Raw genomic sequence first — 15,181 nt, 5'->3', positions numbered from 1 at the left:
TTATCAAAATAGGGGTGCAAAAATGGGGACTAATGATGGAGATGGAATGGAAAAGGAAATAATCAACCTTCTTACATCAACGCAGATTGTTATTCATGATGCATTAAAAAAGCTAGGGCTTAATCAAGAAGTGTATCATTTGCTGGAAGAACCTTTAAGAACCATGACCGTACGAATTCCCATTCGTATGGATGATGGTTCTACGAAAATTTATACAGGCTTCCGTGCCCAGCATAATGATGCTGTTGGACCGACAATGGGCGGTGTCCGCTTTCACCCCATGGTAAGCGAACATGAAGTCAAAGCATTATCCATGTGGATGAGCTTGAAATGTGGGATTGCTGATTTACCCTTTGGTGGGGGGAAGGGCGGTATTGTATGTAACCCAAGGACCATGTCATCGGGGGAACTTGAACGTCTAAGCCGTGGGTATGTTCGTGCAATCAGTCAAATCGTTGGGCCGACGAAGGATATACCGGCACCAGATATGTATACAAATTCTCAGATTATGGCCTGGATGATGGATGAATACAGCCGTCTCCGCCAATTTGATTCTCCAGGGTTTATAACGGGGAAACCGCTCGTGCTTGGAGGATCTGAGGGCCGGGAAAAAGCAGGAGCAAAGGGTGTAACGATTTGTATTGAAGAAGCAGCCAAAAAAAGTGGAATTAACATAAAAGGTGCCCAAGTTATTATCCAAGGTTTTGGAAATGCGGGAAGTTTTATTGCGGAATTTCTTCATGAAATGGGTGCCAGGATTATTGGAATCTCAGATGTCTATGGTGCACTTTATGATCCTGACGGCCTGCCAATTCAATATTTATTAGACCGTCGCGATAGCTTTGGTACCATAACTACCCTTTTTGATGGCGTGATTACCAATCAAGAACTGCTTGAACAGGAATGTGATATTTTAATACCAGCTGCTGTCTCGAATCAAATTACTGCTGAAAATGCTTATAATATTAAAGCGAAGATTGTGGTAGAAGCTGCCAATGGCCCTACTACATTTGAAGCAACAAAAATACTAACAGAGCGTAATATTATGCTTGTGCCTGATGTCCTTGCAGGTGCCGGTGGTGTTACCGTTTCCTATTTTGAGTGGGTCCAAAACAATCAAGGATACTATTGGAGTGAGGAAGAGGTTGAGTTCAGATTGAGGAAAAGAATCATCCAATCCTTCCATGATATTTATGAGCTTGCCATAGCACGGAATATTAATATGCGTTTAGCTGCTTATATGGTGGGCGTAAGAAAAATGGCAGAGGCATCCTTATTTAGAGGATGGATATAAATGAAAAAAAACCTTGCAGTCTCTTTTGAGCTGCAAGGTTTTTTGTAAGTGACTTACACTCGATCCGTTTCTGGATCTCTTACACGTTCTTCGTTTGGTTTAAAGAGAAGACCAAGGTTGATCAATCCAGCAATACCTACTAAACCATAGATAATTCTAGAGAGGGCAGAATCTTGGCCACCAAATATGCTAGCGACAAGATCAAATTGAAAGAAGCCAATTAAGCCCCAATTAATGGCGCCAATAATAGTAAGAACTAGTGCGATACGTTGAATAGAACTCATGATTTATCCTCCTTTAAGATTGTTTCAGGTTTAGTTTGATTCAATATTTGCTTAACTATTCATAAAAAAATAAAATCCTTATTTTTGCAAAAAGGGAGATAATAATTAATAATGTTTAATGAAAAGGAGAGTGCATACGATGGAAAATTTCACATTTTGGAATCCTACAAAGCTAATTTTCGGTAAGGGACAACTCGAACAATTAAAAAAAGAAATTCCTGTATATGGAAAAAAGGTATTGCTCGTTTATGGCGGTGGCAGTATTAAAAAGAGCGGTCTATACGATAAGATTCAAGCGCTTTTACAAGAAATAGGTGCTGAGGTATTTGAACTTTCAGGCGTGGAACCAAATCCACGTATCGCAACTGCGAGAAAAGGCGTAGAAATATGTAAAAAAGAAGGAATCGAATTCCTTTTAGCCGTAGGTGGAGGAAGTGTAATCGACTGTACAAAGTTGATTGCTGCTGGAGCAAAATATGACGGAGACGCCTGGGATCTAGTGATTAAAAAGGCGTTTGCTCGTGAGGCCCTTCCATTCGGAACAGTATTGACCCTCGCAGCAACTGGTTCAGAAATGAACGCAGGCTCGGTTATTACTAATTGGGAAACCAATGAAAAATATGGGTGGGGCAGTCCTGTTACTTTCCCTAAATTTTCTATCTTAGATCCTGTTCATACGTATACTGTTCCAAAGAATCAAACGATTTATGGAATAGTTGATATGATGTCACATGTTCTTGAACATTACTTCCATTTGGAAGAAAAAACGGAGTTTCAAGACCGTATGTGTGAATCCCTGCTCGTAACTATTATGGAGACTGCGCCGAAATTATTAGCGGACCTTGAAAATTACGATTATCGAGCGACCATTCTCTACAGCGGTACGATGGCATTAAACGGCATCTTGAATATGGGCTATCGAGGAGATTGGGCAACACACAATCTAGAACATGCGGTTTCAGCTGTTTATGATATTCCACATGGAGGAGGCTTAGCCATCCTTTTCCCTCACTGGATGAGACATAACCTAGCGGTAAAACCAGAGCGCTTTAAGCAATTAGCTGTAAGAGTATTTGGAGTGAACCCTGAAGGAAAGACTGCCGAGGAAGCAGGTATTGAGGGAATTCAAAAATTACGTGAATTCTGGACCAGCATTGAAGCACCAGCTCGTTTAGCTGACTACGATATAGATGATAGCAAGCTGGATTTAATGGCTGACCGGGCAATGGCAAACGGTGAGTTCGGTAATTTCAAAAAGTTGAATAGAGAAGATACCTTAGCTATTTATCGGGCATCATTATAATTGGGAGAGACTCGGAGCATACATTGTCCGAGTCTTTTCTTTAATTTCATCATTAAGTGACAATTTTTTTAAAACTGTCGAAAATGGGTACGCTTACAAGAGGGTACCTTCCTTGATTATCCGCTCATCATTGGTTAAAGTGGTTATTGAAAAATAAATTTATGGAGGATCATACATGACACACGTTCGTTTTGATTACTCAAAAGCACTTACTTTTTTTGGGGAACATGAACTTACATACCTTCGCGATGCAGTGAAAGTAGCACACCATTCTCTACATGAGAAAACGGGAGCAGGCAATGACTTTTTAGGATGGATTGACCTGCCAACTAATTATGATAAAGAAGAGTTCTCTCGTATTCAGAAATCTGCTGCGAAAATTAAAGGCGATTCCGATGTCCTTCTTGTGATTGGGATTGGTGGATCTTATCTTGGCGCAAGAGCAGCCATTGAAATGCTGCAGCACAGCTTTTATAATGCTTTAACAAAGGAACAACGTAAAACTCCACAAATCATCTTTGTAGGGAACAATATCAGTTCCACTTATATGAGAGATTTAATGGATCTCCTTGAAGGAAAAGATTTTTCTATCAATGTGATTTCTAAGTCTGGAACAACGACAGAACCAGCGATTGCCTTCCGTATTTTCCGCAAGCTTCTTGAGGAAAAGTACGGTGTGGAAGAAGCAAGAAAAAGAATTTATGCAACAACTGACAAAGCAAGAGGAGCTTTAAAGACGCTTGCAACAGAAGAAGGTTACGAAACCTTTGTGATTGCAGATGATATTGGTGGTCGCTACTCTGTTTTAACCGCTGTAGGACTGCTTCCCATTGCGGTGAGTGGCGCAAATATTGAAAGAATGATGGAGGGTGCAGCAGTAGCACAAGAGGACTTTGGTCATTCAGAGCTAGAAGAGAATCCAGCTTATCAATATGCAGCCGTTAGAAATGCCCTCTACAACAAAGGTAAAACTATTGAAATGCTGATTAATTATGAGCCAGGTCTTCAGTATTTCTCTGAATGGTGGAAGCAATTGTTTGGAGAAAGTGAAGGGAAAGATCAAAAGGGAATCTTCCCATCTTCAGCCAATTTCTCAACAGATCTTCACTCACTTGGACAATATGTTCAAGAAGGACGCCGTGATTTATTTGAAACCATCATTAAGGTGGATAAGCCGCGTCATGAGTTGAAAATTGAAGCGTTTGATAATGATTTGGACGGTCTTAATTATTTGGCTGGACAAACAGTGGATTTTGTTAATAATAAAGCATTTGAAGGAACTATGCTTGCACATACAGACGGAGGCGTACCAAACCTTATTGTCTCTATCCCTGCAATGGATGAATATACATTTGGGTACCTTGTCTATTTCTTTGAAAAAGCTTGTGCGATGAGCGGTTATCTTCTGGGTGTAAACCCATTTGATCAGCCGGGTGTGGAAGCTTATAAAGTGAACATGTTCGCCCTATTAGGCAAGCCTGGATTTGAAGAGAAAAAGGCAGAATTAGAAAAACGGTTGAAATAATGTTGAAAAAAGAGTGCTGATGCTTAAAGCGTTAGCACTCTTTTGTTATGAAACAATTTAGTTTGGAGAAACTAACCCTAATGACTAAAGGGGGTAAAATAGATGATTGAATTACCATCAAAGGTAGAAGGGCTTCAGTTTGATTTATATAAGCTGGAACAAAAATTAAAGCCAATTGGCTATTCAATTGGCGGCAACTGGGATTATGATCATGGTGCTTTTGATTATAAGCTGAATGATGAAGAGGGCTACCAATTTTTAAGGCTGCCATTTTCAGCAGTAGATGGACAGCTTGATGCAAGGAACTGTACTGTTGAATTAGGGCGACCGTTTCTGTTGTCCCATTTATACGAAGGAAATCTAGACGATGATGCGTCTACAGGAACCTTTTCAGGTTCAATAAATCAATTTCAGGATCCAATTGATAAGGATGCCAGCTTTCCTAAAAAATATATAGAAAATGGAAAGAACCTTGTTTCCGAATTAGAGATGCTTCTTTTAACCGATTAAACTTATTTAAAGGTTAATAATTCATCATTTTTCTCAATTGAAATGGAGTGGGAGGGATTCAACAGGGTTTCTTCCCCTCTTTTTACTCCAATTAACAGGAGTCCGTTTAACATTAACTCTTGGCAGCATTCTCCGAATGATTTTCCAATATATGCTTCATCCACCGAATGGGAGGATAATCTTCGTTCCTGAAGCTGATGTACAACATTTGACAACAACCCATCTCCATTGGAATGAAGGCTATTAATCATAAAGACACTTGTTAGCTTATTGGATTGAATAACTTCGTCTGCGCCTGCGCGTAACGCATTAATGACTTGTTCTGCCGTCAATATTTCGACAATGCATTTGACTTGGGAGCAGAGGCCTTTAATCGTAAGTAACGTTAATATGCTATTCATATCTGCCTGGAGTTCTTCACTTCCTCTATCTGCTGTAATCAGGACCTTCTGAGCCTTCTCTATATCACTTTTAATAATCGTTTCATCGACATGTCCTTTCCCTTGAATAAAATGAACGTATCTTGAATGGACTGGATTTGCTTCAAGGGTATCATCAATAAGGACGATCATTTGCGGGAATTGAATCAATTTATTAATCAACTCTTTCGATCGTTCATTCCAGCCGATAATAACAATGTGGCCACTTCCTTTAAAGGGGATTTTTCCCTCGGACAAGGCATCTTGTTTAGTCACAGCAGCGGCTGCTAAGGTTCCAAAATAGGAGGAAACAAATCCGACACCTAGTAATATCAAAATTAACGCAGTAATTCTGCCTAAAATAGAATGTGGTACATAATCTCCATAGCCAACTGTAGAGGCAGTGATAATAGCCCACCATATTCCGTCAAAAACCGTAGGAAAGGTTTGAGGTTCTAACAAGTGAATGGAAACTCCAAACGTTAGAAAGACAAGAATGGCTATAAATAGAATACGAATAAGGAGCGGCATTCGTAAAAAGCTGATATAAACTCTGTTCGGCACATACTTCACCTCCCTTGGATAGTATCTATTATTATCCAAAAATGCTCATCTCATTATTAAGAGATAGAAAGAGGCTGACTCAAATGAGTCAGCCTCCACAGTTATTGATCGTTACTGAGCATCTTCGACTCGATAACTTAACATGAAATAAGCATATTTTGACTTTTTATTTCTGTCTTCTTCTGAAAGCTTTGGCAGACTGTAATCATCGAAGGATCCTTGCTGCTCACTTTCTTCGCGAATCGACCGCATCATTCGATCATGAGAGGTTTCCCATTCTCTGCCTGTCAGGGTGGGCAAACTAATCATTAAATTTACTTGCTTATCAAAATCTGATGTCCCTTTTTTTAACTCGGATTGAAGGAGCTTCAAGCCAGGCTCAAGAAGTTTCATGATTTCCTCCATGACTGAATCATGATGTTCTCTTAATAATGCTTCATCCAATTCAAATCTTTCTCCTGCAACCTTGGTTCTTTGATAGTACTTTTCAATTAAATTCCCCTGTTGCCGGGTCTCCACCAATTCTAGTAATCCTGCCTCCTCCAGCTTTTTTACATGATAATATAGCCGAGATTGTTTTTCATTTAATTCCTCGGCAATTTGACTGACGGTCACAGGTTTGCTAGCAATGTCAATAATACTTCTTTTTCTTACATCTAACATCATTTTTGCAATTTCAATATCATCTATTTTTTTCACAAACGTACCTCCAAGATTAATTAACGGCCGCAGGCTGCTTTGTTTTTCGGACAGCGTCTGCGTCACTATGTTCCGAAAGGCTCCTATATCCCTTCAGTAATGGCATCAATATCGCAACAACGACTAGAAGGGCGCCTGAGAATGCAGTACCATACAATACACCAATTTCTCTAGAAAGCCAACCGCCCACTAAAATTCCAACAATAGAGGAGGTGCTTGCTGTTATTCCTAATAAAGAGGAACCTCTTCCTCTAAAGGCAGCAGGTGTCACTTTTAAAAATAAACTGCTCAACGGGACATTTAAAAAGGCGTTTAATACACCTACCATTATACTCCAAATATAGACAGGCAGGAGGCCAAATTGTAAACGGAAGCTGTCAACAGGGATGATAACCACCATCCAAAGTCCAATTACAGCAGTACCTGCTAAAAAAATAGTACTTGGACTAATGCGCTTGAGTGCAAATGGTGCGGCAAAGCCTGCACCGAATATAACACCAACAGCGGTAGCGGCTTCAATAAATCCAAAATGGAAGGCGGATACATGGAACTGATTGGTGAGAACGGCAATAAGGTTGGTGTTCAATATTCCGCATACAAGTGTTATAGGAATCAATAGAATCAGCAAAAAACGTAATGCAGGCATACCAATGACCTCTTTTACGCCCGAGCGTATAGACATGAAATAAGATTCTTTAACTGCATCTTTTAAATATGTCATTCTACCAAGATTTCGGAGCGTAAGGATGAACATAGCTGACAGCCCGAAGGTAACCGCATCAATGGCAAAAATAAAATTATAATTGTTTGTCATCATCAATAAGGCACCAACAGAAGGACCAATGATATCCATGGCCGCTCTTGTTGATTGTGACAGAGAGATGGCCTGCTGAATATTTTCTTCACCAACTAAGTCCGGTATGGATGAGGAGCGGGCAGGGTCAAAGAGGGCAGAACCAATCCCTTGAAGAGCGATAAGTAGGATCAGGGCTAATGCAGAATGGTGGAAAGGAATCATTAAAAGTACGATAACCATTCGATATACATCGGCCCCGACCATTAACCATCTACGATTGTATTTATCAGCTAATGGGCCTAAGAAAATACCAAAAAAGGCCGTTGGCAGAAGCTGGGCAAAAATGACTAAACCAATCGCAAAGGGATCCTTTGTTAAGGTAGCTACTAAATAGACAATGGCAATTCGTGTAAATCCATCGCCCAATTGTGAAATGATTTGACCTAACCAAAAACGAAAATAGGTCCGGTTACTAAGAATCTTCAACATTGTTGATCATCCTTCCAAAATATATTTTATCGTTAAAAAAAATTTTAATGGTTAAATTTATTTTAACGGTAATTTATTAATATGTAAATAATGGAAAATGTCTAGTTTTGTCGAAGTTTAGAGTATAGGAATAATTTTCATCGTAGAAGCAAAATTTAAAACGGAAGTTCTCTTTTTAGAAGAAGGTTTTGAGGTGTAGAAGAGTGGTTAATGAAACGAAAAAGGAGCAGAGATTCATCCTCTTTGCTTTACTAGTTCTAGTGATCTATCTCTCTCCGCTATTTATTTTACAGGAAAATGCCCATATCCGGGTTCATGATAATTTAGATTCAAACCTGGCTTGGTACAAGGTGCTTGCGAGGAGCGGGGAAATGTTTGGAGCAGTCGATGCCACTATTCCTCAGATTATCAATGGACAGCTACAGAGAAATGCTTTTGGGACGGAATACAGCATCATCGTTTGGTTGTATGCACTTTTCCCAACGATGATTGCATATGGGCTCAGTCAGGCATTAACAAGGCTGGCAGCTTTTATCGGGATGTATTTATTGTTAAAGAAACATTTCCTTCCGGGCGGGAAATGGATGGACCTGCAAATTGGCTGTGCACTTGCGTTTGCATTAACACCATTTTGGCCGTCAGGGATGCTCAGCACTTTAGGGATGCCCTTGGCACTGTGGGCTTTCTTAAACATTCGAGCAGGGACGGGTACCTGGAAGGAATATCTTGTCCTTACGTTATTGCCCTTGTACGCTAGCATTGTATTGGGATTCTTCTTTTTTCTAAGTGCGATGGGGATTTTCTGGCTGGTAGATGGTTTACGTGGGAAGGGCTGGAATCTGCGATTTTTGACCGCTATTGCTTATATGACTTCTATATTTATGCTCGTGGAATACCGCTTGGTTTTTTCATTTCTATATACAGCTGAGCCGAATAGTCGTGATGAATATTTTCATGCCCACTTGTCTTTTTGGAGAGCAGTAAGGCTTACCTTAAAGAATTATACGCTTGGACACACTCATGTCATGACTGTACATACGCTATTTATTTTGCCTGCAACGTTTATCGCTATTTATTTTATTTTTAGAAAAAAGCTTTGGAAGCAGGAAAAGCTGTTTGTGTTTTTATTTGCATTAAATATTCTGCTATCTATCTGGTATGCCTTTTGGTTTTATGAAGGCTGGGTTCCTTTAACCAAACGATTTCATTTTATGAATACCTTTAATTTTGCACGGTATCATTTTTTAAGACCGCTGGTCATTTATAGTGGGTTTGCTCTTGCCTTAAAAATCATCGCCTTACAGGGTGGAAGCTGGGTCAGAACTGCAAAGTGGTTGCTTCTCTTACAAATTCTTTTTTTAGGCTTATTTAATGATGAGATTATTTATCAACAAAAGCCAACAGTCCAAGAGTTTTTTGCGGAGGATCTGTTCAAGGACATTAAAGAGCATATTGGTTTAAGGCAGGAAGAATACCGCGTCGCTAGTATCGGAATCCATCCTGCCATTTCTCAGTATAATGGATTTTACACGATCGATACCTATAATAATTTTTATCCCTTAAGCTATAAACACCAGTTTAGAAAAATAATTGAAAAGGAATTAGCGAAAAATAAAACCATTCGTAAATACTTTGACCAATGGGGAGGTCGCTGTTATCTGTTTACAGCACAGCTTGGAAAAAGATATATGATAAAAAAAGATTCAAAGCGACATTTGAAACATTTGCAGTTGAATACAGAAGTGTTTAAAGAGATGGGCGGCAGGTACATCCTTTCAGCTTTACCGATTGACAATGCCGAGGAAAATCACCTTTCATTGGATAGAGTATTTGTTTCAAAGACATCGGCATGGAAAATTTACTTATACAAGACTTTGTAGACACCGGGGGTTTTGAACAGATGATGGAACCAGTCCTAACTATTGTTGTACCATGCTATAACGAGGAAGAGATCTTACCTGATACCATTGATCAACTTCAGTGGCTGTTAAAAGATCTGATAAACGAAGCACTTGTTTCAAAACAAAGTAAAATTTTACTTGTTGATGATGGAAGTAAAGATCGAACATGGGAGTTAATTTATAAAGAAGGGCTCCGGAGCGATTATGTCCGGGGATTAAAATTATCAAGGAATGTCGGGCATCAAAATGCACTGCTTGCTGGGTTATTTGCCGCAAATGAGCTTTCTGATTGTGTCGTCTCCATTGACGCTGACTTACAGGATGATATTCAAGTAATCCGTGAATTTATTAATAAGTTTCAAAAAGGCACTGATATTGTTTATGGTGTACGTAAAGGAAGAGATTCAGATACATTCTTTAAAAGGAGTACCGCACAAGGATTCTATAAGTTAATGAAAAAGATGGGAGTAGACCTCGTCTATAATCATGCTGATTTTCGTTTAATGAGCAAACGGGCTATAGAAGAGCTAGAGCGCTTTAAAGAAGTGAATATGTTTTTGCGGGGAATCGTGCCACTGCTGGGGTTTAAATCAGATGTCGTTTATTATAATCGGTTAGAAAGGCAGGCTGGTGAAACAAAATACCCGTTAAAAAAAATGCTAGGCTTTGCCTTTGATGGAATCACCTCCTTTTCGGTGTCACCCATCCGGTTTGTGTTGCTTATTGGATTTATTTCCTTTTTCATGAGTCTCTTATTCGGAGGGTACTTTTTAACTCTCAAATTTTTTGGTCATACAACCATGGGATGGACATCGTTAATTACATCGATATGGTTAATTGGTGGATTGCAATTAATCGCAATCGGACTGATTGGTGAATATGTCGGGAAAATTTATAAAGAGGCCAAACAGCGGCCAAAATATATCGTCGATATCGATTCCTTTAATCTCCCAAAACCAAGGCACCATTTAGTTAATCAAACCAAAGAAGATGAGGTATTTAATCTTGATTTCAGAAAAGTATCTGATACCAACTAATCATTCACTTGTCCGTTTTTTGCTTGTGGGGTTGGTGAATACAGGTATAGGTTTGGCCATTATGTTTTTGTTGCTTAATGTTGTCGGAGCCAGCTATTGGGTCTCCACATTTACTGGGAATGCAATCGGTGCATGTGTCAGCTTCTTATTAAATAGAGCCTTTACGTTTAAAAGTACGGTTTCCTATCATAAAGGGCTACCACGGTTTATCATTGTTATATTACTATGTTATTTTAGCTCTTATTTTCTTAGTGGGAAAATGGGGGAGTGGATTAGCCAATATTTTATCATCAGTCCCGAAATGGCGAAAAATGTTTCTGTTCTTTTAGGCAGTGTGTTTTATACCATTAGCAATTATTTAGGGCAAAAATACTTTGTCTTTACAAATAGGCTCTGTTAAACTTGCCTGTTGATTTCCGCTCCAGGCACAAGCGGTTCGTGGGTGTTTCGGCGAGCCTCCTCGGGCATGCGCCTGCGGGGTCTCCCCTGAACCATACTCCCACAGGAGTCTTCGTGCCTTCCGCTTCAATCAACAGGGTGTTAAAAATCAACATTGTTCTTTAACACAGATTACAAATAAAACCGGCTAAAAAGAGCTTTCCATATAAAGGTAGGCTCTTTTTTACTTTTTTGTCGTACAACCCTCCCTTGCTGAATAAAAATGGGTAGACAGGCTTTTTATGTTCAAATAGGGAGAGATAAAAATGAATGTATTCTTAAGCTATATCTTACTGGGGTTGTCGCTTGCTGCTCCTATTGGACCGATTAATGCGGCACAAATTGACAGGGGAATAAGAAATGGCTTTATGCACTCTTGGCTTATTGGAGTGGGGGCCGTTGTCGCTGATGGAGTGTATATGCTTGTTGTTTACATAGGCGTGGTTCAGTTTCTAGAGACAGCCTTTATGCAAACTTTTCTTTGGTGTTTTGGCTGTTTTGTTCTCATGTATACCGGCATTGAAACCTTCATGAGTGCGGGGAAAATTAACCTTGAGTATTCGAGGAGCAATGAACCTCTTATAAAGTCATTTGCTTCTGGTTTCTTGATGTCCATATCGAATCCACTAACTATTTTGTTTTGGCTGGGTATATACGGTTCTGTCCTTGCAAAGACAGCTGCAACCTATGACAGCAGCGAGCTGATTCTTTACAGCAGTGCCATTTTTATCGGTCTGTTACTTTGGGATATAACAATGGCAGGAGTGGCCAGCAGTTTTCGAAAGTTCCTGACCTCCAGATTACTAGTTAGTATTTCTCTTCTTTCTGGGGTTTCCTTAATCGGTTTTGGTATTTACTTCGGCATGCAGGCCTTTCAGGTGTTATTTGGATAATATGAAGAGGCTGACCCCTTATGAGTCAGCCTCTTCTATGCTGTTGGCCACGGCTTAAGCACTTTCTTTTTACTCTTCTTTTTTTCTTTATTCCATTTAAAGTGCATAATAAAGGTGATAACACCTATGACGCACAAAAAGGCTAAGCTGATAAAAAATCCAGGTCTACTTGTCTCATGGAACAAAGTTCCGGATACGGCAATCAAAATAAACAGCGCACCAATTGAATAGAATATTTTATCCTTTACCTTCAATTCCAAAATTTTTCTTGAGGAAGCTAAAATGAAAATCCAATTATATAGAAGCATTAAGCTTGCTGCTGTTGTGATATATTCGTAAATTTTATCAGGCATCACCAATGCTGCCACAATAGAGGCAGTAATTCCTATCATGGTAATCAGCAAAGTAAATAGAGGGACCTTTAGTTTCCCTTTTTTAGAAAAACATGCTGGCGCATCTCCTTCTTCTCCTAAGGTCATAAGGACGCTTGTAACCCCATAAAGAGAAGCAGTCATTGTTGAAAAACCAGCAATAATTAACGCAGCATTAAAGAAGTGAGGCACAAACGAAAGGTGATAAGTATCTAAGGCAACGACAAAGGGACTTTCTTTCGTATTAAATTCCTTCCACGGAACCATAAGCACAGCCAAACCAATCGAAAGGACATAAATAAAGGTGAGCAAAAATAGCATCACTTTACCGGCTTTCGGTGCCTCTTCAGGATTTTTTAAATTGGTTGCCATTAATCCTAAAATTTCGATGCCTCCGAATGCGTAGAAGGCAAAAATGACGGCAGACCATAAACCTTTTAGCCCATGAGGAATTAAATCCTGCTGGCTGTCTGGATATGAAATTGGCCTGTCGCCGTCGATTACACCAAAAATAGCTAAAGCAGCAATAATGACAAACATTAAGATGGCAGAAATTTTTAAAATGGCAAGAATGTTTTCCATTTTATTTAAAAGGCCAATTCCAATAAGAATGACGGTTATTCCTAAAACACCGTAGATGGTGGCAAAAATCCATAAAGGTATTTTAGGAAACCAAAAGCGAGAAAAAATCGATAAGGCCGTCATTTGGCTTCCCATAATGAGTACTTCTGAGCTCCAATACACCCATCCGCTGCTAAAGCCTGCCCATCGACCGTAGGCTTTTTTGGCATAGGATCTAAAACCGCCTTTAAGCGGCTCCTTAGATGTCATTTTAGACAGTGCATCAAAGACAAAGTAGGTTCCAATGGCAGCAATGATAAATGCAATTAAGATGGATGGTCCCGTCATCTTTATTGCTAAGCTTGAGCCAAGGAAAAAGCCAGTACCAATTGTGCAGCCAACTCCAAAGAGAGAAAGCTGCCACCATTTCATATTGCCTTGTTCCCCTTTCGTCGATTTAGCTTTACTCATTGAAGGTCACGGCCAGTTGCTCCTGGCGATTTATCGGTATTATCTTGGTTATTATACTCAGGGTCATTTAAACCTGGCTTTTGTTCTCTGTCAGAACCTAGATATTCCCCTTCGTGTTTTTGTTGAACACTTCTAAATTTACGAAAGTTTTCATTTACCATAAAATCTCCTCTTTCTCATCATTTATATCCTTTAAGATGCGCGTGAAGACAAATCTTATTCGAATTCCTAGGAAGCATTACAGATTGAATTTTACTGGAATTAAATTTTTGTTACATAATCAAACGCGAAACAAATGAAAATATAAAGTATAAATGTTTCTTGAAAAAAGATTCACTTGCGCTTTTCATGAAAGGGGTTTATCTCATGTTATCTACACAGCAGTTAGCTGAGTTACGTTTGCAATTGTTGCAGGAAAAGAATGATGTGGAAGAGCATTTAGAACAAAATGATCATCTCGGGTTGGAAAGAGGTCATTTTCATGAGTCAATGGGGGAATTGTCTAGTTATGATAATCACCCCGCAGATGAAGGAACCGAGCTTTATGAACGTGAGAAGGATCTTGCTTTAAATGAACATTATGAGCTGCAACTTAGAAATATTAATCACGCTCTTGAAGCCATGGAAAATGGAACCTACGGAAAATGTGAAGTATGTGGTAGTGAGATACCGATTGAGCGATTAGAGGCTTTGCCAAACACTACTTATTGTATTGAGCATAGTCCGGATCAAATCGTTTCACACAATCGTCCCGTTGAAGAAGGAGTATTAATGCCGGATTTCGGGAAGTTTGATATGGATGAAAAGGATGAAAATGTTGCTTATGATGCAGAGGATTCTTGGCAGGAGGTTGCTCAGTGGGGTACTTCTGAAACACCGTCAGATTTAGCCTTCCCACAGGGTAGTTATCAGGATATATACGAAGAAGCAAACGAAAATGTTGGATATGTAGAAGACTTCGAAAATTTTGTTGGTACTGATATGTATGGAAAGAATATAACGGTTTATCCTAATCCACAGCATGAGCAATACGAAAATGCACTGGATGAAGAAGGAATCATGACCAGTTTCGGCGACTTACCAGCCTATGAACATGATCCGTATGTGGATGATGATAAATAAGTAACTCAAAAAAGAAAACAGCTTTCGATTGAGAGCTGTTTTCTCTGATTTTTATTCTTCGGCGTTATCGGTGTCCTGACCATTTGCGTCATCACTAACGCCACCAATATCACCTTCCATATAGGTGTCGCTCACTTGTTCATGTGTGGTTGCAAGTCCAGATGAAAGGGCATCCCCTTTTTGGTAATCGCTTGTATCAAAAACTCGACCTGCGATTTCTGCACTTTTGTTATTCGTACTCTTTTTTTCCAAATGAACCACTCCTTTATTAATTTTGGTACAACGGTATTTTTTCCCTTTTTACTCATGTATTACACATAAAAAAATAAATCTTTAAGGAGTGAAAAAAATGAACAAAAAAAATGAATTTCCATCAAGAGAAGAATTAGACGAAGCTTTTCATTTTCTTCATGACCAAATTAACAAAATTTCTGTGGTTGAGGAAGTTGAAATGATAAAAGAAAATCAAGATAATCCAAAGGCATAAGAATTAAAAAGGTGGTT

The 15,181-nt window shown here is 39.2% G+C and carries 17 protein-coding genes; 10 read left to right on the top strand and 7 right to left on the bottom strand.

Annotation, left to right across the window (positions count from 1 at the left end; translation table 11 throughout):
• The first annotated feature begins 22 nt into the window (after positions 1–22).
• A complete protein-coding gene (locus tag AC3A54_RS14765; RefSeq protein WP_420489824.1) occupies positions 23–1,294 on the top strand; it encodes a Glu/Leu/Phe/Val family dehydrogenase in 1,272 nt (423 codons plus the stop codon).
• A 53-nt stretch (positions 1,295–1,347) separates the two neighbouring features.
• On the opposite strand, the gene AC3A54_RS14760 is transcribed toward AC3A54_RS14765, so the two are convergent.
• Positions 1,348–1,578 (bottom strand): DUF378 domain-containing protein, encoded by a 231-nt coding sequence (locus tag AC3A54_RS14760; protein WP_335544583.1) that lies wholly within the window; start codon positions 1,576–1,578, stop codon positions 1,348–1,350.
• A gap of 139 nt (positions 1,579–1,717) precedes the next feature.
• Between AC3A54_RS14760 and AC3A54_RS14755 the strand changes: the two genes are divergently transcribed.
• From AC3A54_RS14755 to AC3A54_RS14745, 3 genes are all read left to right on the top strand, one after another.
• Complete coding sequence (locus AC3A54_RS14755; protein WP_487655019.1) at positions 1,718–2,881, top strand: iron-containing alcohol dehydrogenase; 1,164 nt, start codon at positions 1,718–1,720, stop codon at positions 2,879–2,881.
• Positions 2,882–3,056: 175 nt separating this feature from the next.
• Positions 3,057–4,406 (top strand): glucose-6-phosphate isomerase, encoded by a 1,350-nt coding sequence (locus AC3A54_RS14750; protein ID WP_335544581.1) that lies wholly within the window; start codon positions 3,057–3,059, stop codon positions 4,404–4,406.
• Between the two features lie 102 nt (positions 4,407–4,508).
• The gene (locus tag AC3A54_RS14745; protein WP_487655018.1) at positions 4,509–4,916 is read left to right on the top strand and encodes a YugN-like family protein; all 408 of its coding nucleotides are present in this window, start codon (positions 4,509–4,511) and stop codon (positions 4,914–4,916) included.
• A gap of 2 nt (positions 4,917–4,918) precedes the next feature.
• Here the strand turns inward: AC3A54_RS14745 and AC3A54_RS14740 are convergent, their stop codons facing one another.
• The 3 genes from AC3A54_RS14740 to AC3A54_RS14730 form a co-directional block, all read right to left on the bottom strand.
• Complete coding sequence (locus AC3A54_RS14740) at positions 4,919–5,899, bottom strand: potassium channel family protein (RefSeq protein ID WP_335544579.1); 981 nt, start codon at positions 5,897–5,899, stop codon at positions 4,919–4,921.
• A gap of 111 nt (positions 5,900–6,010) precedes the next feature.
• Positions 6,011–6,598 (bottom strand): helix-turn-helix domain-containing protein, encoded by a 588-nt coding sequence (locus tag AC3A54_RS14735; protein WP_487655017.1) that lies wholly within the window; start codon positions 6,596–6,598, stop codon positions 6,011–6,013.
• 16 nt (positions 6,599–6,614) lie between these two features.
• Complete coding sequence (locus AC3A54_RS14730; RefSeq protein WP_487655016.1) at positions 6,615–7,883, bottom strand: MFS transporter; 1,269 nt, start codon at positions 7,881–7,883, stop codon at positions 6,615–6,617.
• 203 nt (positions 7,884–8,086) lie between these two features.
• Here AC3A54_RS14730 and AC3A54_RS14725 point away from each other — a divergent pair, with 203 nt between their 5' ends.
• The 4 genes from AC3A54_RS14725 to AC3A54_RS14710 all read left to right on the top strand — a co-directional run bounded on the left by AC3A54_RS14725 (position 8,087) and on the right by AC3A54_RS14710 (position 12,152).
• Complete coding sequence (locus tag AC3A54_RS14725) at positions 8,087–9,763, top strand: DUF6044 family protein (RefSeq protein ID WP_487655015.1); 1,677 nt, start codon at positions 8,087–8,089, stop codon at positions 9,761–9,763.
• 20 nt (positions 9,764–9,783) lie between these two features.
• Positions 9,784–10,821 (top strand): glycosyltransferase family 2 protein, encoded by a 1,038-nt coding sequence (locus AC3A54_RS14720; RefSeq protein WP_487655014.1) that lies wholly within the window; start codon positions 9,784–9,786, stop codon positions 10,819–10,821.
• Positions 10,790–11,221 (top strand): GtrA family protein, encoded by a 432-nt coding sequence (locus tag AC3A54_RS14715; protein ID WP_487655013.1) that lies wholly within the window; start codon positions 10,790–10,792, stop codon positions 11,219–11,221. The genes AC3A54_RS14720 and AC3A54_RS14715 overlap by 32 nt, the downstream gene beginning before the upstream one ends.
• Before the next feature lie 304 nt (positions 11,222–11,525).
• Positions 11,526–12,152, top strand: coding sequence for a LysE family transporter (locus tag AC3A54_RS14710; RefSeq protein ID WP_487655012.1), 627 nt, complete (start codon positions 11,526–11,528; stop codon positions 12,150–12,152).
• Positions 12,153–12,187: 35 nt separating this feature from the next.
• On the opposite strand, the gene AC3A54_RS14705 is transcribed toward AC3A54_RS14710, so the two are convergent.
• Positions 12,188–13,516, bottom strand: coding sequence for an amino acid permease (locus tag AC3A54_RS14705; protein ID WP_487655011.1), 1,329 nt, complete (start codon positions 13,514–13,516; stop codon positions 12,188–12,190).
• A gap of 35 nt (positions 13,517–13,551) precedes the next feature.
• Positions 13,552–13,716 (bottom strand): hypothetical protein, encoded by a 165-nt coding sequence (locus tag AC3A54_RS14700; protein WP_308082691.1) that lies wholly within the window; start codon positions 13,714–13,716, stop codon positions 13,552–13,554.
• Positions 13,717–13,921: 205 nt separating this feature from the next.
• Here AC3A54_RS14700 and AC3A54_RS14695 point away from each other — a divergent pair, with 205 nt between their 5' ends.
• On the top strand, positions 13,922–14,677 hold the full coding sequence (locus AC3A54_RS14695) for a yteA family sporulation protein (RefSeq protein WP_487655010.1): 756 nt from the start codon (positions 13,922–13,924) through the stop codon (positions 14,675–14,677).
• 51 nt (positions 14,678–14,728) lie between these two features.
• Here the strand turns inward: AC3A54_RS14695 and AC3A54_RS14690 are convergent, their stop codons facing one another.
• On the bottom strand, positions 14,729–14,929 hold the full coding sequence (locus AC3A54_RS14690) for a YozQ family protein (RefSeq protein ID WP_308082693.1): 201 nt from the start codon (positions 14,927–14,929) through the stop codon (positions 14,729–14,731).
• A gap of 97 nt (positions 14,930–15,026) precedes the next feature.
• On the opposite strand from AC3A54_RS14690, the gene AC3A54_RS14685 reads away from it, so the two are divergent.
• Positions 15,027–15,164: a hypothetical protein gene (locus AC3A54_RS14685; protein WP_308082694.1), complete on the top strand. Its 138-nt coding sequence runs from the start codon at positions 15,027–15,029 to the stop codon at positions 15,162–15,164.
• Positions 15,165–15,181: the final 17 nt, after the last annotated feature.

The organism is Neobacillus sp. Soil_C_43, from assembly GCF_057656715.1.
Note: the sequence above shows the minus strand (reverse complement) of the source record. Positions and strands in the feature narration are given on the sequence as shown.